Origin of the sequence: Flavobacterium granuli, from assembly GCF_031456055.1 — a bacterium.
GTDB lineage: Bacteria > Bacteroidota > Bacteroidia > Flavobacteriales > Flavobacteriaceae > Flavobacterium > Flavobacterium granuli_A.
The window spans coordinates 479080-496678 of the sequence record NZ_JAVDTX010000002.1 but is presented as its reverse complement, the minus strand read 5'-3'; the positions used below and the strand labels follow the sequence as shown (position 1 = coordinate 496678).

Sequence of the window (17599 nt, the reverse complement as noted above, 5' to 3'; positions counted from 1 at the left end):
GCATTTTACTTCTGACTTCTCACATTTTACACAATTATAAAATGGACAACGAAAAAGAAAATAATGTCAAACACTTTCTCGATTTAATTCAAAAATCTCGAAGAGGAAAGTTTAAAGTCTATATTGGCATGAGTGCCGGCGTGGGGAAAACTTTCCGTATGTTGCAGGAAGCACACACGTTGTTGCGCAATGGGATTGATATAAAAATTGGTTATATCGAGACGCACAATCGCAAGAAAACCCAGGATTTGATAGAAGGCTTGCCAATTATTCCAAGGCGAACGCTTTTCTATAAAGGAAAACAGCTTGATGAAATGGATTTGCAGGCTATCATCAACTTGCGTCCCGAAGTGGTTATTGTTGATGAATTGGCACATACCAACATTGAAGGCAGTAAAAACGAAAAACGCTGGCAAGATGTGATGGAGATTCTTGAAGCGGGAATCAATGTGATTTCGGCTGTAAACATTCAGCATATTGAGAGTTTAAATGAAAGTGTTAAGCAAATTTCCAATGTCGATGTTAAGGAAAGAATTCCCGATAATGTGTTGCGGTTAGCAGATGAAGTCGTTAATATAGATTTAACTGCCGATGAACTCATCACACGATTGAAAGAAGGAAAAATTTACTCGGCCGATAAAATTCAGACCGCGTTGGAGAACTTTTTTAAATCAGATCAAATTTTGCAATTACGGGAATTGGCTTTACGAGAAGTGGCCAGCCAAGTTGTTCGAAAAGTGGAAAATGAAGTTCCAAGATATCATGCTCTGCGACATGAGAAGTTATTAGCCTGCATTAGCAGTAATGATAGAACGGCCAAAATTGTGATTCGGAAAACGGCTCGATTGGCGAGTTATTATAATAGCGACTGGTATGTGCTGTATGTTGAAACGCCAAAAGAAAGTCCTAATAAAATTGCTCTCGACAAGCAACGGCATTTGATTAATAATTTTAAATTAGCTACACAATTAGGAGCCGAAGTAATTAAAATCGAAAGTAAAAATATTACGGATGGCATTCTTAAAATTGTGGAACAAAATAAAATAACAACGGTTTGCATAGGGAAGCCACATTTTAATTTGTTGAAAGTAATTTTGTCCACCACTATATTCAATAGATTATTGAAAAATCTATCGTTATCCAATATTGACCTTGTAATTCTATCATAAGATGAAAATTAAAACTAAGTTAAACCTAGGTGTCGGACTGCTTTTTTTATTGATAATTATCCTAACGTTAGTGAGTGCATTTTATATTTTTTCGATAAAAAAAGACACTGAAAACATATTGAAAGCCAATTACAATACATTGGAATATTCAAGAAATATGTTGCTTTCTTTAGACGAGATAAATAGCGACGCCGAGAATGCGATAATTACATTTGAAAACAATCTCAACAAGCAAAGCAAAAATGTTACCGAAGTTGGGGAACATGATGCAACCCTCAATTTGAAAAAAAGTTTTAATCTTCTGAAAGTAAACAGAACAGATCAAAAATTAAAAAACCAAATTCGACAGGACATTTTTGAGATTATGAAGTTGAATATGTTTGCCATTAAACAGAAAAGCGATGTTGCCAAGCAAACTGCCGAAACGGCCAATATGTGGATTGCCATAACGGGTACGCTTTGTTTTCTGATAGCCTTTAATCTATTGGTGAACTTGCCCAATAATATTGCCGACCCAATTAAGGAGCTTACAGCAAGTATAAAGGAGATTGCTAACAAAAACTATTCGGAACGGGTACATTTTATGGATCATAATGAGTTTGGTGATTTGGCAAAATCATTTAATACGATGGCGCAAAAATTAGAGGAGTACAACAGTAGTAATCTATATAAATTGTTGTTTGAAAAGAAAAGGCTGGAAACTTTAATCAATAATATGAATGATCCTATTATTGGATTGGACAATCAAGGGTTAATTTTATTTGTAAATGATGAAGCGTTGAAAATCATTGGTATGAAATCGGAGGATGTTCTTGGTAAAACGGCATCGACCTTGGCATTGACAAATGATCTAATGAAATCATTAATTGAAAAAAATAGTGCAAATGAAGCTAATATCCGAGGACAAAAAGTACTTCCGATGAAAATTTTTGCTGACGGAAAGGAAAGTTATTTCGAGAAAGAAAATATAAACATAACGATTCAGCCCACCGGTGAAGACCAGATGATTAACATTGGAGATGTCATTATTTTGAGAAATATCACTCCATTTAAAGAGTTAGATTTTGCAAAAACAAATTTCATAGCTACTGTTTCTCACGAGTTAAAGACTCCTATTTCATCCATCAAATTGAGTTTGCAGTTACTTGAGAACAAAACCACTGGAACAATTAATGAAGAGCAAAAACATTTGATTGAAAGTATTAAAGATGATAGTCAACGACTGTTAAAAATCACTGGCGAATTACTCGAATTATCACAGGTCGAAACTGGAAATATACAATTGAATATTGAAAAAAGTAATCCGTACGAAATAGTCCATTATGCTACTGAAGCCGTAAAGATGCAAACAGATCAAAAACAAATTGAATTACTTATTGAAGCTGATGAGAATCTTCCGGATATCAAGGCCGATAGTGAAAAAACAGCTTGGGTACTTATTAATTTTTTAACCAATGCGATTCGGTATTCTTCAGAAAATAGCAAAATAACTATGAGGTTAAAAAAGGATAATATGCAAATCTCATTTGCTGTCATTGATACTGGAAAAGGAATAGATAATCGGTATAGAAGCAAAGTTTTTGACAAATATTTTCAGATTCCGGGAAGTCAAAAAACAGGCACTGGATTGGGATTGGCAATATCCAAAGAATTTATTGAAGCTCAAGGCGGAACAATTGGTGTAGAAAGCGAGTTAGGCTTAGGAAGCACTTTTTATTTTAAACTTTTGACAATTTAATTTTAGTCTGTCGATTTCAGAAGGCAGAATGCAGATTTCAGTCTGCAGTAAGCAGAAAAAAAGATTTCAGAATAAGAAGGTCAACCTCTTATCTGAAATCTTTTCTTTATTCTGTCTTCTGAGATCTGCCTTCTGCAAGCTGAAACCTGTCTTCTAAGACCTTAACAATCCGCCATATTTACGGCAATTGCAAGTCCGCCTTCAGAGGTTTCTTTGTATTTAGAGTTCATGTCTTTGGCTGTTTGCCACATGGTATCAATTACTTTATCGAGAGAAACTTTGGCATTTTTGGCATCAGTTTCCAGAGCAAGTTCAGCAGCGTTAATTGCTTTTATTGCACCCATTGTATTTCTTTCGATACACGGAATTTGTACTAAACCACCAATTGGATCACAAGTTAATCCCAAGTGATGTTCCATGGCAATTTCGGCAGCCATTAAAACTTGGTCAGAAGTTCCACCCATTAATTCGCATAAAGCGGCTGCAGCCATAGCACTTGAAACTCCAATTTCAGCTTGGCATCCTCCCATTGCGGCAGAGATAGTTGATCCTTTCTTGAAAATACTACCAATTTCGCCGGCAACCATCAAAAATTGTTTGATTTCTTTTTCTCCAGCTTGATGGTTTTCAATAACTAAATAATACATTAAAACTGCTGGAATTACTCCAGAACTTCCATTAGTTGGTGCAGTAACTACACGACCAAGTGCCGCATTTACTTCGTTTACAGCTAATGCAAAACAGCTAACCCATTTTAGAATTTGACGAAATTTAACTTCGGTTTTTCTAATTTCTTCAAGCCATTCCTGCGGAGTGGAATAATTGGACAAACCAATCAGATTTTGATGCATGTCAAAAGCGCGTCTTCGTACATGTAATCCGCCAGGAAGTATACCTTCAGAGTGGCAACCGATATACATACATTCCAACATGGTTTTCCAAATACGCATCAGTTCATGATGGATCTCAGCCTCAGGGCGCATGGATTTTTCGTTATCGTAAACGATTTCCGAAATTGATTTGTTTTCTTTTGTGCAATAGGATAAAAGCTCGCTAGCTTTGTTGATAGGGAAGGGGAAAGCACATTTTATGGCTTCCTTGTTTTGGGCATTTTCTCGTTCCTCTTTGACCACAAATCCACCACCAATAGAATAAAAAGTAGAACTGTATTCGGTCTCATTATTGAAATAGGCCGTAAAAGTTAATCCATTAGCATGAAAAGGGAGAAAGTTTTTATTGAAAACGATGTCTTGAAGAAAATAAAAAGGAATATGGATTTGGTTTCCAAAATTGATTTCATTTTTGGCTTCAATCGATTTTATAATTCCGTCAATATCTTGGATAGGAATGTATTCTGGATCCTGACCACTTAGTCCGAGCATAATAGCCAAATCGGTGGCATGTCCTTTTCCAGTTAATGAAAGAGAACCGTATAAATCAATTTTTACTCTTATTATTGAATTGATATCATATTCACTTCTCAGTTCGTTTAAGAAACGTTCAGCTGCACGCCAAGGGCCAAGTGTATGAGAACTTGATGGTCCAACACCAATTTTAAGCATATCAAAAACTGAGATACATTCTTCCATAAAAGTTTAATTTTTTTGATGAACAAATATAATTATTAATTGAACTATTGTGGAGAAATTTATGTTTAAAAATGATAATTTGATAATATTATTTAAAAATAAGCTTATTGGTTTGAAGAATTGATATTTTTATTTGCGTTCGGTTTTCAGTTTTTGAAGATGCAAATAGTTTAGTTTTTATGAAGTTGAATCTTTATTGAATCCTAAGTTTTTGAATGTATGATATTCTAAAGGACTGTTACTCATTTCTCATTATTATTGATTTTAAATAATTTAAAAATTGCTCTATAGTTTTTACCGATTTTATTGGCTTTAAAAGATTTAAATCATACATTTGTCGCTACATTCAAAAATTCCGGAAAACATGTTTGAATTTCATCAGTATTTAGGCTTTTTACTTTTCTTAACCATCCTTACAATGGGATTTTGGTTAATGTTTTTCCTAGTTGGTTTCGTATCCTATTGGGTAGGTGGAGCAACTTGGGAAGCTTATAAAGAAAAGAAAGCAAAACAAAAAGAAGAAGAAGCATAGTCTTATTTTTACTTTACAAAAAAAAGGATTCGTATTTACGAATCCTTTTTTTATGGTTTAAAAATACCTCATTAGACTTTGCAAAAAGCCTAATGAGGTATTAGTTAATATTATCCAGGGAAATCACCGTTATTGTCGTCTTGTGGCTTTTTAGGTTGTGCATTCTTTTCTCTATCGTTTTTAGGTTTGTTGAAACGATATGTGAACGACAAATTGAATTGACGTTTGCGGAATTGCATTTCACCATACGATGTTTGATTTTCAAGATACGTATAAGATCGCATAATTCTCGTGTTGAAAATGTCACTAATATTGAACGCGATAGTTCCTTTTTCTTTCATTACATCTTTACTGAAAGCGGTGTTCATACCAAACTGACCTAAGTTTTTTCCTTGCGCAGTTTTTTGCTCACCATTGTAGGTTGCATTTAATTGCCAGTCGATTTTGTATGGTAAAGTTAGTTTGGAGTTAATTCTTGCGAACCAACTTGTAGCTTGGTTGTCAAGATTCTGAACTACAAGTTCGTCATTATTGTCCGTATAGCTGTGTTCTCCAGTTGTTTTTACATTATACAAATTGAAATTACTGTTTATTTTCCATATTTTGAATGGGGTGTAATTTAATGTAAATTCAAAGCCGAATTTTTGTTCTTTACCTAAGTTAATTGGTTGGCTTTTAATAACAGGAATTCCGTTTACTTCATCACCTGTAGGAGATCGTACAAAGCTGAAAACATCTTTGGTATCTTCAAAATATGCCGAAGTATTGAATGTTACTTTTTCCCAACGTTTGATATATCCAATATCAAATTTGTCAGTTAAAGAAGGATCTAGGTCTGGATTTCCTTGAAAAATATTAACGTTACTTGAATAGTTTACAGCAGGGTTCATAAAACGACCTCTTGGTCTTGTTAGACGTTTACTGTAGCTTGTAGTGAAGTTACTTTGATCTGAAATTTCATAACTGATAAAAGCACTCGGAAAAAAGTTGTTGTACTTTTTAGTATTATATTCATTAGTTTCTAATAAATTTACTTCGACATTAGTGTCTTCCCAACGCAATCCAAATAAATAAGAGAATTTATTTTTTTTGAAACCATACTGTGTATAAAGAGCGTTGATGATTTCTTTGTATTCTAAAGTATTTGATAAATCCTTGATTTTTACGGGAGGATCTTGATCGTCAAGAACATAATATTCGTTATTTAAATCACCAAAATTTCCTTTATATCCAGCTTCAAACTGACTTCCTTCTCCTATTGGAAGTACATAATCGGCCTGTAGTTGTCCTTGTTTTTGAACTTGGTTATTTAAGGTGTTGTTGTAATTGTCAGAACCTGTAATAATACTTTGGTTATCATCTGTATTTCTTGAAATAGAAGCATCAACAGTAAGTTTGTGTCCTTTGTCGTTGAAGTTTTTAATTAAGTTTGAAGTAAATGAGGTGTTTTCACTACCAGTTTCTCCAGTGTTCAAACGGTAAGTTGAACCTGTGAAATTATGAGATGCATCATAGTTGTTGTAGTTAACTAAATCATTGTCTTCTCCAGTATTTTTTTCGTAATTGATGGCATTTGTCCAATAAGTATTTGGTGCTACTGTCCATTCAACTCCAGCTCTTCCATTAAAACCATCTCTAGTTCTTTCTGTCTCACGATCTTCGTCTAAAAAGTTTTTAATAGAGCCGTCTTCATTGAAGTATTCAGAATTAGTTTTACCACCACCTTCATTTGTTCTGTGATTGTAACCCGCATTAGTAAAGTAGTTTAATTTTTCTGTTTTATAATTCACATTACCACTTAAGCCATAAGTTTCTGGAATACCTGTTGATGCTATGATGGTTCCATTGAAACCTTGATTTTTACCTTTTTTAAGAACGATATTGATTATTCCAGAACCACCTTCAGCATCATATCGTGCTGATGGATTAGTGATAATTTCAACTTTATCAACGGCATCAGCAGGAAGTTGTCTTAAAGCTTCGGCAATATTTACTGCATAAGATGGTCTTCCATCAATTAAAATTCGGATGTTGTCACTTCCTCTTAAACTTACATTTCCTTCGGTATCAACAGAAACAGAAGGAACATTGTCTAAAACATCACTTACCGTTCCGCCTTTTACCATCATATCCTGACCAACGTTGTACACTTTTTTGTCCAGTTTTATTTCAACTGATGATTTTTCGGCACGAACAATAACTTCGTCCAATTGTGAAGCATCATCTTCAAGTCTAATGGTGCCTAGAGAAGTTTTTTCGGTTATATTTTTTCCTTTTATTTCGAGAGGTTTGAATGAAATGAATTCAATAGTAATATCATATTCTCCAGGAATAACATCAGCTTCAAATTCGCCTTTTCCGTTTGTGATTCCGCCTGATACAGCTTTGGGATTTTTAATATTTTTTAATGCAATTGTTGCATATTCAAGTGGTTGATTGCTAGTTTTGTCTACAATTTTTCCACTCACTTTGATTTTGTTAAATGTTGGAGGCCCTTGTTGAGCAAAGTTGGATAGTCCTAAAAATAGAAATAAAAGAACTAGAGTAAGGTTGAATTTTTTCATTAGTAATAAATAAGATTTCTCCATTGGATAGAGAAAGCTTTAAAAGGTTTAAAATTGATTTTGCTAAAATTATGTTAATGTCTATATGAATGGAATTACCTTCTCCAAATCCCGACCGATAATAGCTTTATTTCCATTAACGACTATCGGTCGTTCTATAAGTATAGGGTTTTCGGCCATAGCTTGAATAATTTCATTTTCGCTCAATGTTTTTCCTTTGAAATTTTCTATCCAAATACTTTCTTTTTGACGAACTAACTCAATTGGCGTTAAATTTAGTTTTTGAAGTAGTATAGTTAATTCTGCTGCTGTTGGAGGAGTTTTGAGATAATTGATGATTTCAATTTCTTTATTGGATTCTTCCAAAACTAGTAAACAGCTTCTCGATTTTCCGCACCTTTGATTGTGGTATATTTGTATCATTATTATTGATGAATTTTGGATTTATGCTAAAATAAATAGCTATTTTTAATTCGGGCAAAAATAAGATTTGAAATACCATTTGAAGTATAATTTATAAAAAAAATAGCGAATGTTTTTGGAACAAGGAATTGATAGAAATAATAAATTTTGGAAGTATATCTTAGGATTGATATTTATAGTTGGTTTTTCTTTTTTGGGTCAAATGCCTATGTTGGGAATGCTGTTGTTTGAAACATCATTTCGAGGGAAAAAATACCCAGCAACTGATGAAGAATTGCTTCATTTTTTTGAACCAAATTTGAATTTGTTTTTACTGCTCCTTTCATTTGTGTTTACTTTAGGCGGAATTTATTATGTAGTCCGGTTTTTGCATCAGCAAAAAATCCTTTCTATTGTTACAACAAGAAAAAAAATAGATTGGAAAAGAGTGTCTTTCTCTTTTCTAGTTTGGTCAATATTTACAGTAATTTCAACACTGTTGATGTGTTATTTAAATCCAGCTGATTTTAAAATTAATTTTCAATTCATTCCTTTCTTAATTTTGGTAGTGATAGCCACTCTTTTGGTTCCTATTCAAACCAGTGTTGAAGAATTAGTTTTTCGAGGTTATTTAATGCAGGGTTTTGCTAATTTGTTCAAGAATAAATGGTTTCCGTTATTGATGACGTCTAGTATTTTTGGTTTGATGCATCTTTTTAATCCCGAAGTGACCAAGATGGGAAATATAATAATGGTGTACTACATAGGAACTGGTCTATTGTTAGGAATAATGACTTTGATGGATGAGGGTATGGAATTAGCTTTGGGTTTTCATGCTGCAAATAATTTGATTGGAGCATTATTGGTAACTTCAGATTGGTCTGCTTTTCAAACGTATTCTGTTTTTAAAGACGTCTCAGAACCTGAGGCTGGACTTGATATTATCTTTCCTGTTGTTGTTATTTATCCTCTACTTTTGATTATATTTGGATTGAAATACAAATGGTCTGATTGGAAAGAAAAACTTACAGGATCGATTGTTTAATGGTGTGAATTAAATATAAAAAAAATAATCAATATGGATACAGTAACATACAAGAATGTGCACAACCGTTTTAAATTAAATGGGTTTCATTTGACAAAAGAAGATTTATGCAGAATAGCCTATAGTTTTATAAAAGAAGGCGAAGATTTTGAACAGTCCGTAGGTGATTTTTTATTGGACTGGTTTGATGATAAATCCTATATTGATATGCGTACTTCTGGCACAACAGGAACTCCAAAATCGATTAGAATTGAGAAAAATGCAATGGTTCAATCAGCTATAGCTACTGGAGATTTTTTTGATCTTAAGCCCGGTGATAGAGTATTACATTGCTTGCCGGCCAATTATGTTGCTGGTAAAATGATGTTTGTGCGTTCGTTTGTCTTAGGCTTGGATGTGGATTTTGTAGCTCCAAGTTCCCATCCTTTAGAACATAATGATGAGAAATATGATTTTGCTGCTATGGTACCTCTTCAAGCTAAGAATTCAATTGATAAATTAACGAGCATTAAAAAGGTAATTATTGGTGGTGTGAAAATTCATAAATCATTGGAGCAAGAATTAATTAAATTGCCGATCGATATTTATGAATCATATGGAATGACTGAAACAATCACTCATATTGCTGCCAAGAAAGTTGGTACTGAGGCCTTCACTACATTACCAAATGTTACTGTTTCTGTAAATGAGCATCAATGTTTGGAAATTGTGGCCAAAAATATCGGAATTGAAAAAATTGTTACAAATGATATCGTAAAATTGATTTCAGATAATCAGTTTATTTGGTTAGGACGTTATGATAATATAATTAATAGTGGTGGTATCAAATTAATGCCAGAGCAAATAGAAAGTAAATTATCAAATTTAATTGAAAGACGTTATTTTGTGAATGGAGTGCCAGATGAAACTTTGGGAGAAAAAGTAGTTCTTTATGTGGAAGGTGCTCCAATAGAAATCGATCATTCTGTATTTGATGTTTTGGATAAATATGAAAAGCCTAAAGAAATTGTTTTTATTCCAAAATTTAAAGAAACTGCTACTGGTAAAATAATGAGAGAAGAAAGTAGAAAAGTGGCTGTTTAAGTAAAGACTGTAAATTGTAAAAACAAAAGAGAGGATGGTTATTCCTCTCTTTTTTATTTGATGTGAATTTTGGTCAGGATTATTTTTGCATTTTAAAAAAATAATCAGCTGAATTTTTTCCGCTTCCATAAATTAAAAAAAACAGACATACTGCGAGAGTAAGGAATGCTAATAATAAATTTTGATGATGCATATATCCCATGAAATTGATGATTACGGCACAAATTAAGATTGGTAATTGTGCAGCGATAGCCCAACGTGTCAATAAGCCACAGAAAATTAAAATTCCTCCAATCAAATGGGCTGGTGCTATGTAATGAACCAAAAACATTCCACCTCCGAACTTGTCGATTGGAGATAATAATTCAACTAAATATTGAGCGTTTGAAAAAAAATAGATCCCTTTCATAAATAGAAAAACACCAAGAGCCATTCTGAGTAGATCTACGGGTAAATAAGTGTGCGCATTGGCCCACTTATTTAAGGTTTTTACATTGTTCATAATGTCTTAAGTTTTAAATTAGTAATACTAAGTTATTAATAATTAATGACATATCGATAATTTTTTACGGCATTTATTAGTAATATCTCTTGTTTTTAGTATTGTAATTATAATATTAATAAAGCAGAGGTGGTGAAAATATCATAAATTGATTGTGGAAGATTTTTTTAGTGGAAGATTTTTTCAAGGTATTGTGTTTTAAACCCGATATTTTTGATTTATTTTTATAAAAAAAAACTCCTGGTAAGTCAGGAGTTTTATGAAATTTTTATTTGAAATCATTAGGTAATTAAACTTGGATTACTCCTAAATTAAATTTCTTTTCAATAGGGGAGTGATTAGCTGCTTCGATACCCATAGAAATCCAAGTTCTGGTTTCCAGTGGGTCAATAATAGCATCTGTCCACAAATGAGCTGCTGCATAATAAGGAGAAACTTGGTCGTCATAACGGGCTTTGATTTTGGCAAATAATTCGGCTTCTTTAGCTTCATCTACAATCTCACCTTTTCCTTTTAGAGAAGAAGCTTCAATTTGTGCCAATACTTTTGCGGCTTGGGTTCCACCCATTACAGCTAGTTCTGCACTTGGCCAAGCAAATATTAATCTAGGATCGAATGCTTTTCCACACATCGCATAATTTCCTGCTCCATAAGAATTTCCTACTACGACAGTAAATTTTGGTACTACTGAATTGGAAACGGCATTTACCATTTTAGCACCGTCTTTTATTATTCCCCCATGTTCAGATTTGGAACCAACCATAAAACCAGTAACATCTTGAACAAATACTAACGGAATTTTCTTTTGGTTGCAATTGGCAATAAAACGAGTGGCTTTATCTGCAGAATCCGAATAGATTACACCACCAAATTGCATTTCGCCTTTTGTGGTTTTTACTACTTTTCTTTGATTGGCTACAATTCCCACGGCCCAACCGTCAATTCTGGCATAACCCGTAATAAGAGATTGCCCATATCCATCTTTGTATGCTTCAAACTCCGAATTATCGACCAATCGATTGATGATTTCCATCATGTCATATTGTTCGTTTCTGGCTTTTGGCAAAATGCCGAATATTTCTTTTTCGTCCAAAGCAGGTTTTTCTGCTTTGATACGATTGAATCCCGCTTTGTCAAAATCACCAATTTTATCGACTATATTTTTTATTTTGTCTAATGCATCTTTGTCGTCTTTTGCCTTGTAATCAGTAACTCCAGAAATCTCACAATGTGTAGTTGCTCCTCCCAAGGTCTCATTGTCTATGCTTTCGCCAATGGCTGCTTTTACCAAATAACTTCCTGCCAAAAAGATACTTCCCGTTTTGTCGACAATCAGAGCTTCATCGCTCATTATTGGAAGATAAGCACCACCTGCAACACAACTGCCCATTACGGCTGCAATTTGTGTAATACCCATACTGCTCATTATGGCGTTATTTCTAAAGATGCGTCCAAAATGTTCCTTGTCTGGAAAAATTTCATCTTGCAGAGGTAAATAAACTCCGGCACTATCAACCAAATAAATGATTGGTAAACGATTTTCCATTGCTATTTCCTGTGCTCTTAGGTTCTTCTTTGCTGTAATAGGAAACCAAGCACCTGCTTTTACAGTAGCATCATTGGCCACGACGATGCATTGTTTTCCTTTGACGTATCCTATTTTAACAATTACACCTCCCGATGGACATCCTCCATGTTCAGTGTACATTTTTTTACCTGCAAATGCTCCGATTTCAATTGATTTTTTATTTTCATCTAAAAGATAATCAATACGTTCTCGAGCTGTCATTTTGCCTTCGGCATGAAGTTTTTCGATTCGTTTTTCGCCGCCTCCTAGTTTGACTTTGGCAAATTTTTGTCTTAGTTCAGACAGTAAAAGTTTATTGTGATCTTCGTTTTTATTGAAGTTTAAATCCATAGATATTGATATATTTTGTACCGAGCGCTAATTTACGAAAACGATTGAGATAATTTTAAACTATTACGTTCTAATTTTTTATGGAAGATAAATATTTTACTGGAAATACGAGCCTTTTTTGAGTTTTTAATATGTAAAATAAGTTAATTATATAATTTTTTGATTTTAAAACATAACATAGAATAATCGCAACGCTTGTAATTTTGTTTTAAATCAATCTGTTATGATGTTATACAAAAAAAGTCTATTTCTGTTTTTAATGTTATTTGTTATTTTTCCCACTTACTCTCAGGTTCAAGCTTTGGTTAATGATAAAGTTGTACTTAAAAGTATGGCTGCTCGTTGGGAATTAGATTCTACCGCGGTAAGAGGAACTTTTTTGGTTACCCCTTACAAAACAATTTATGTTTTGCCATTTGTATGGTCCAGTAATCCAAATGAACAACCTCATTCGGGAAATACCTCGCCGGAATATACGCCACCCGCCCAAGTAGATTATGATGTTGTCGAGATGAAATTTCAATTGAGTTTTAAAACTAAAATTCTTCAGAGTTTTTTGTGGGGGCGAGCGGATTTGTGGGTAGCCTATACTCAAATATCGCATTGGCAACTTTATAACTCAGAATTATCCCGTCCATTTAGGGAAATAAATTACGAACCCGAAATTATTCTGAATTTTCCTGTAAAATTTAATGTATTAGGATTTAAAGCTAGGATGATTGGTGTTTCATTTGATCACATGTCGAATGGAAAAAGTTATCCGAATACAAGAAGCTGGAATAGAGTTATTTTGATGACAGGTTTTGAAAGAAAAAATTGGAATGTCTATGTTAGGCCTTGGTATGTAATTCCTGAGTCAAAAGGAGATAATCCTGATATTTCCAGCTACATTGGTAATGCCGATGTGAATATTATTTATTCAAAAGATCGTAGCGTTTTTACTTTGATAGGAAGTCATAATTTTAATTTTGACGGAAATATGAGAGGTAGTTCCACTTTTTCTTGGGCATATTCCATAAAAGGAAATCTTAGAGGCTATTTGCAGGTTTCGCACGGTTATGGAAACTCACTCATTGATTATAATCATAAACAAACTACTATTGGTGTTGGCGTTTCATTAATTGAATGGAAGTAGAGTATTGACTTTTAGAATTTATTATAAAAATAAAAATGCCTTTCAAAATATTTGAAAGGCATTTTTGTATGAGATAATCAAAACGAGACTATTCTTCCTCACGCTGTCCCATCATCATTAGGTAGGCTTTTAGGAATCCATCGATGTTTCCGTTCAACACGCTGTCAACGTCGCTGGTTTCTTGTCCAGTTCGAACGTCTTTTACGAGCTTATAAGGCTGCATCACGTAATTTCGTATTTGTGAACCCCATTCGATTTTCATTTTTCCAGCTTCAATATCACTGCGTTGCTCTTGCTGTTTTTTAAGCTCAATTTCATATAATTGAGAACGTAACATTTGCATGGCTCGAGTTCTGTTGTCGTGCTGTGAACGAGTCTCAGAACACTGAATCTGAATTCCGGTTGGTTTATGGGTCAATTGTACTTTGGTTTCCACTTTGTTTACGTTTTGACCTCCAGCACCACTGGAACGTGCGGTTACAATTTCGATATCGGCAGGGTTGATTTCTATTTCGATAGTGTCGTCAACAAGCGGATATACATAAACCGAGGCAAATGATGTATGTCTTTTGGCGTTACTGTCAAAAGGGGAAATACGAACCAAACGGTGTACGCCATTTTCTCCTTTTAGATATCCAAAAGAATAGTCACCTTCAATTTCCAAAGTCACGGTTTTTATTCCCGCAGCATCACCTTTTTGAAAATTCAGTTCCCTGATTTTGTAACCTTCTTTTTCGGCCCACATCATGTACATACGCATAAGCATTTCGGCCCAATCGCAACTTTCGGTACCGCCGGCTCCGGCTGTAATTTGAAGTACGGCACTCAAAGAATCACCTTCTTCCGAAAGCATATTTTTGAATTCTATAGCTTCAATGTGAGCTTCAGTTAAGTTGTACTGATCGTCTAATTCTTCGGGAGTTAACTCTCCTTCTTTGTAGAAATCATAGGCAAGCTGCAACTCGTCTGTCATGTCAACAGCTTTGTTGTAATCTTCTATCCATTTCTTTTTTCCTCGAAGATTTTTTACAATAATTTCAGCTTCTTTGGCGTTGTTCCAAAAGTCTGGTGCAAAGGTCTTTTCTTCTTCGTTGGCTATTTCGATAAGCTTGGCATCAACGTCAAAGATACCTCCTCAACGCACCAAGGCGTTCCACAATACCTTTTATTTGTTCGGTAGTTGTCATAAATTTATAGTAATTTTGCGTAGGAAATTATTAGACTGGCTGTTTTTTAGCCCTGATAGCAGTGGAAATCCTTTTCTGTTTTTTCTTTAAAAATAGAAAAGATTACTTCACTTAATATTCGTTTTCAGCGGAGTTCAGTGAACTTCGTTTGCAACGAATAGCAGGATTAGCTCCTAATAATTTTACTGGTTTTGAATGCAAAAATAGAATATAGTTTTTAGATTATGGAAATAAATTTGATTAGCGATACGATTACCAAACCATCGGTTGAAATGTTGCAATACATGTTTAACGCTCAAGTGGGGGATGATGTGTACAAGCAAGATCCAACTGTTATAGCGCTTGAAGCGAGATTGGCGGGAATGTTTGGTATGGAAGCGGGGCTTTTTTTTCCATCGGGGACTATGGCGAATCAAACTGCGATTAAGTTGCATACCCAGCCCGGAGAGCAATTGATTGCAGATAAATATGCGCATGTGTATCATTATGAAGGAGGAGGAGTTTCGTTTAACAGTGGTGTTTCTTGTTGCTTGCTGGACGGAGATCGAGGGATGATTACCGCAGAACAGGTTGCTGGTGCAATAAATGATCCTGAGTTTTACCACAGTCCGCTAACGAGTTTGGTTTGTGTGGAAAACACAACAAATAAAGGGGGTGGAGCTTGTTATGAATTGGAAGAATTAAAGAAAATAAAAGCTGTTTGTGATGCTAATAATTTAAAATTTCATTTGGATGGTGCCCGAATCTGGAATGCAGTAGTTGCCAAAAAACAGCATCCAAGAGAATTTGGGGTATTGTTTGACACGATTTCGGTTTGTTTGTCTAAAGGATTGGGCGCACCAATCGGGTCAGTGCTTTTGGGAGATAAAGCAACTATTCACCGAGCATTACGAATCCGGAAAATATTGGGTGGAGGTATGCGTCAAGTGGGATATTTGGCGGCAGCTGGAAATTTTGCTTTAGATAATAATATTGCCAAATTGATTGATGATCACCGAAGAGCTAAAGAAATTGCCAGTGTATTGTCAAAATTGCTTTGGATTGGTAAAATTGAACCAGTAGAAACCAATATATTGATTTTTTCCGTTCGCGAAGGGTTGAGTGAAAACTTGCTTATTGAAAAACTGAAAGAGAAAAATATTTTGATAAGCTCTTTGGGTCACGGAAAACTCCGAATTGTGACGCATCTTGACTATAAGGAAGTGATGCATACCTATGTTTTGGAAACCTTACAGAAGATTACTCTTTAGTTGAAGTATGTTACAGTTTTAAAAAAAAGCAGGATATTTATATCCTGCTTTTTTTTAGTTTATTTTATCAACTATTATAAAATTTGAATTAATTGAAGAATCTGATTTGAGCTCTAAAAATTTATAGGTATTAGTTGTGACATTGAATTTTAGAATAGCATAAATTGGATGTTCTATGTTTGCTTCTTTTACTGTACTGAATATATATTCATTGTTTGACTTGTCTATATATCCAAGCCCAAGGGGGTCACTGTTTACTAAAGTTTCTGCGGGTAATAGATCTTCATAAGTGTTGTTTGTTAAATTAATTTTAGCAATAGTTTTATCGTAACCGTTGATTTTATAAGTTATGCAATATGCAGTATTGTTTAAATATACAGCTGCTTTAATAAACGAGAATTTTGAGTTGTTGAATAATGTTTTTTTAGCTGTATTGTTTTCTGTATCAATTTCATAAGTGTCTTGACCTGGGAGTGAACTGTAAAGCATGTTACCATTTAAAAAAGTTGAAATAGAGGCAGTTTGGTCAAAACTTACACCAGAATAATTGATATCAAAAGTATTTGGGTTAATCTTTACAAGATATGATGTGTTATTTACTGGTGTAATATTAATATTGCTAACAATTATTCCATAAAGTACTTTCTTTGAGTCATCCCATGTAAGCGATGAAATTGCTGGCTCTGAACCTACTATTTCATTAGGGAAGACTAATGTTCTTGAAGATGTTGTCTTTGTTTTTTTGTCAAAAATAAAAAGCTTTGTTAAGCCTGAATAATATTCAATTAAAAAAATCTTATCTGTGTTTGATGTAACAGCACATAAATTTACTGTCCCGGAAGTTAGACCATCAAATTGAGAGTAGGATGTTATTTGGCCGGTGTTATTTCCTATCTTATTTATTTCTCCCCAAGAATTTACAATTAAATAATTGAAATCATCTTTAATTTGATCAGTATCTGCAACCGCTGACGGAGTTTCATTTGAACATGAAAAAGATAATGTTAAGCAAATCACTGCTAAAAATTTTATTAAAAACTTCATATTTTATTTTTTAGGGTTTAAAAGTTAGTCTGTAGGACAAAACTAATAAAAAAGTTTCAGGTTTCGAGTATAGAACTTGAAACCTGAAACTTTCTAAATTTGAAACAAAATATTTTATTTAAACATATCTTCCATTCCTGGAATCATCGGCATGTCCATTTTGGCAACGGCATCCAATTCAGCTTGGTTGATTTTTGCTGCTTTTTCTATAGCTTTATTTAGTACCAAAATCAAGTAATCTTCCAGTTGTTCTTTGTCTTCCAATAATGAATCATCGATTGTGATTGATTTAATTTTGGTATTGGCGGTCAAAGTGACTTTCAATAAGTTGTCGCTACTTTGTTCTTCAATTAGTACGGTGTCTAAACGTTTTTTAGTATCTTCGATTTTTTGTTGGGTTTCTCTAAGTTTGCCCATCATTCCCATTAAATCCATTTTGGT

At 33.9% G+C, this 17599-nt stretch carries 15 protein-coding genes; 7 read left to right on the top strand and 8 right to left on the bottom strand.

Annotated features, from left to right (window positions below; genetic code table 11):
* Positions 1 to 41 precede the first annotated feature (41 nt).
* Together J2W95_RS06395 and J2W95_RS06390 are read left to right on the top strand one after the other, a co-directional pair.
* Positions 42 to 1169 (top strand): sensor protein KdpD, encoded by a 1128-nt coding sequence (locus J2W95_RS06395; RefSeq protein ID WP_310005124.1) that lies wholly within the window; start codon positions 42 to 44, stop codon positions 1167 to 1169.
* 1 nt (position 1170) lies between these two features.
* Positions 1171 to 2907: an ATP-binding protein gene (locus J2W95_RS06390; protein ID WP_310005122.1), complete on the top strand. Its 1737-nt coding sequence runs from the start codon at positions 1171 to 1173 to the stop codon at positions 2905 to 2907.
* Positions 2908 to 3068: 161 nt separating this feature from the next.
* Here the strand turns inward: J2W95_RS06390 and J2W95_RS06385 are convergent, their stop codons facing one another.
* Positions 3069 to 4496, bottom strand: coding sequence for an L-serine ammonia-lyase (locus J2W95_RS06385; RefSeq protein WP_310005120.1), 1428 nt, complete (start codon positions 4494 to 4496; stop codon positions 3069 to 3071).
* Between the two features lie 364 nt (positions 4497 to 4860).
* Between J2W95_RS06385 and J2W95_RS06380 the strand changes: the two genes are divergently transcribed.
* Complete coding sequence (locus J2W95_RS06380; RefSeq protein WP_116795336.1) at positions 4861 to 5028, top strand: hypothetical protein; 168 nt, start codon at positions 4861 to 4863, stop codon at positions 5026 to 5028.
* Between the two features lie 110 nt (positions 5029 to 5138).
* Here J2W95_RS06380 and J2W95_RS06375 read toward each other — a convergent pair whose 3' ends face one another.
* Both J2W95_RS06375 and arsC read right to left on the bottom strand, forming a co-directional pair.
* Positions 5139 to 7592, bottom strand: a complete 2454-nt coding sequence (locus J2W95_RS06375; RefSeq protein ID WP_310005117.1) for a TonB-dependent receptor — start codon at positions 7590 to 7592, stop codon at positions 5139 to 5141.
* Between the two features lie 81 nt (positions 7593 to 7673).
* The gene (gene arsC / locus J2W95_RS06370) at positions 7674 to 8015 is read right to left on the bottom strand and encodes an arsenate reductase (glutaredoxin) (RefSeq protein ID WP_310005115.1); all 342 of its coding nucleotides are present in this window, start codon (positions 8013 to 8015) and stop codon (positions 7674 to 7676) included.
* Between the two features lie 109 nt (positions 8016 to 8124).
* On the opposite strand from arsC, the gene J2W95_RS06365 reads away from it, so the two are divergent.
* Both J2W95_RS06365 and J2W95_RS06360 read left to right on the top strand, forming a co-directional pair.
* A complete protein-coding gene (locus J2W95_RS06365; protein WP_310005113.1) occupies positions 8125 to 9039 on the top strand; it encodes a CPBP family intramembrane glutamic endopeptidase in 915 nt (304 codons plus the stop codon).
* A gap of 33 nt (positions 9040 to 9072) precedes the next feature.
* Complete coding sequence (locus tag J2W95_RS06360; protein WP_310005111.1) at positions 9073 to 10122, top strand: AMP-binding protein; 1050 nt, start codon at positions 9073 to 9075, stop codon at positions 10120 to 10122.
* Between the two features lie 79 nt (positions 10123 to 10201).
* Here the strand turns inward: J2W95_RS06360 and J2W95_RS06355 are convergent, their stop codons facing one another.
* Together J2W95_RS06355 and J2W95_RS06350 are read right to left on the bottom strand one after the other, a co-directional pair.
* Entirely contained in the window at positions 10202 to 10624 is a 423-nt protein-coding gene (locus J2W95_RS06355; protein ID WP_310005109.1) for a DoxX family protein, read from the bottom strand.
* 289 nt (positions 10625 to 10913) lie between these two features.
* On the bottom strand, positions 10914 to 12542 hold the full coding sequence (locus tag J2W95_RS06350) for an acyl-CoA carboxylase subunit beta (RefSeq protein ID WP_310005107.1): 1629 nt from the start codon (positions 12540 to 12542) through the stop codon (positions 10914 to 10916).
* A 223-nt stretch (positions 12543 to 12765) separates the two neighbouring features.
* Here J2W95_RS06350 and J2W95_RS06345 point away from each other — a divergent pair, with 223 nt between their 5' ends.
* Positions 12766 to 13677 carry a phospholipase A gene (locus J2W95_RS06345; RefSeq protein WP_310005105.1) on the top strand — a complete coding sequence of 304 codons (912 nt, stop codon included), beginning with the start codon at positions 12766 to 12768 and terminating at the stop codon, positions 13675 to 13677.
* Positions 13678 to 13765: 88 nt separating this feature from the next.
* Here the strand turns inward: J2W95_RS06345 and prfB are convergent.
* Positions 13766 to 14864 (bottom strand): peptide chain release factor 2 gene (prfB, locus tag J2W95_RS06340; protein ID WP_310005103.1). Its coding sequence is split into 2 segments (ribosomal slippage): positions 13766 to 14800 and positions 14802 to 14864, totalling 1098 coding nucleotides; the frame shifts between segments, so codons are not numbered across the junction.
* A gap of 224 nt (positions 14865 to 15088) precedes the next feature.
* Between prfB and J2W95_RS06335 the strand changes: the two genes are divergently transcribed.
* On the top strand, positions 15089 to 16114 hold the full coding sequence (locus J2W95_RS06335) for a threonine aldolase family protein (RefSeq protein WP_310005100.1): 1026 nt from the start codon (positions 15089 to 15091) through the stop codon (positions 16112 to 16114).
* A gap of 54 nt (positions 16115 to 16168) precedes the next feature.
* Here J2W95_RS06335 and J2W95_RS06330 read toward each other — a convergent pair whose 3' ends face one another.
* Together J2W95_RS06330 and J2W95_RS06325 are read right to left on the bottom strand one after the other, a co-directional pair.
* Complete coding sequence (locus J2W95_RS06330; protein WP_310005098.1) at positions 16169 to 17158, bottom strand: hypothetical protein; 990 nt, start codon at positions 17156 to 17158, stop codon at positions 16169 to 16171.
* Between the two features lie 114 nt (positions 17159 to 17272).
* Entirely contained in the window at positions 17273 to 17593 is a 321-nt protein-coding gene (locus tag J2W95_RS06325; RefSeq protein ID WP_310005095.1) for a YbaB/EbfC family nucleoid-associated protein, read from the bottom strand.
* Positions 17594 to 17599: the final 6 nt, after the last annotated feature.

Excerpts from the sequence above, each read along its gene's own strand:
- J2W95_RS06390 (WP_310005122.1), top strand. The coding sequence starts at position 1,171 with ATGAAAATTAAAACTAAGTTAAACCTAGGTGTCGGACTGCTTTTTTTA.
- J2W95_RS06385 (WP_310005120.1), bottom strand. The coding sequence starts at position 4,496 with ATGGAAGAATGTATCTCAGTTTTTGATATGCTTAAAATTGGTGTTGGA.
- J2W95_RS06375 (WP_310005117.1), bottom strand. The coding sequence starts at position 7,592 with ATGAAAAAATTCAACCTTACTCTAGTTCTTTTATTTCTATTTTTAGGA.
- J2W95_RS06335 (WP_310005100.1), top strand. The coding sequence starts at position 15,089 with ATGGAAATAAATTTGATTAGCGATACGATTACCAAACCATCGGTTGAA.
- J2W95_RS06345 (WP_310005105.1), top strand. The coding sequence starts at position 12,766 with ATGATGTTATACAAAAAAAGTCTATTTCTGTTTTTAATGTTATTTGTT.
- J2W95_RS06325 (WP_310005095.1), bottom strand. The coding sequence starts at position 17,593 with ATGGATTTAATGGGAATGATGGGCAAACTTAGAGAAACCCAACAAAAA.
- J2W95_RS06360 (WP_310005111.1), top strand. The coding sequence starts at position 9,073 with ATGGATACAGTAACATACAAGAATGTGCACAACCGTTTTAAATTAAAT.
- J2W95_RS06350 (WP_310005107.1), bottom strand. The coding sequence starts at position 12,542 with ATGGATTTAAACTTCAATAAAAACGAAGATCACAATAAACTTTTACTG.
- J2W95_RS06380 (WP_116795336.1), top strand. The coding sequence starts at position 4,861 with ATGTTTGAATTTCATCAGTATTTAGGCTTTTTACTTTTCTTAACCATC.
- J2W95_RS06355 (WP_310005109.1), bottom strand. The coding sequence starts at position 10,624 with ATGAACAATGTAAAAACCTTAAATAAGTGGGCCAATGCGCACACTTAT.
- J2W95_RS06330 (WP_310005098.1), bottom strand. The coding sequence starts at position 17,158 with ATGAAGTTTTTAATAAAATTTTTAGCAGTGATTTGCTTAACATTATCT.
- J2W95_RS06365 (WP_310005113.1), top strand. The coding sequence starts at position 8,125 with ATGTTTTTGGAACAAGGAATTGATAGAAATAATAAATTTTGGAAGTAT.
- J2W95_RS06395 (WP_310005124.1), top strand. The coding sequence starts at position 42 with ATGGACAACGAAAAAGAAAATAATGTCAAACACTTTCTCGATTTAATT.
- arsC (WP_310005115.1), bottom strand. The coding sequence starts at position 8,015 with ATGATACAAATATACCACAATCAAAGGTGCGGAAAATCGAGAAGCTGT.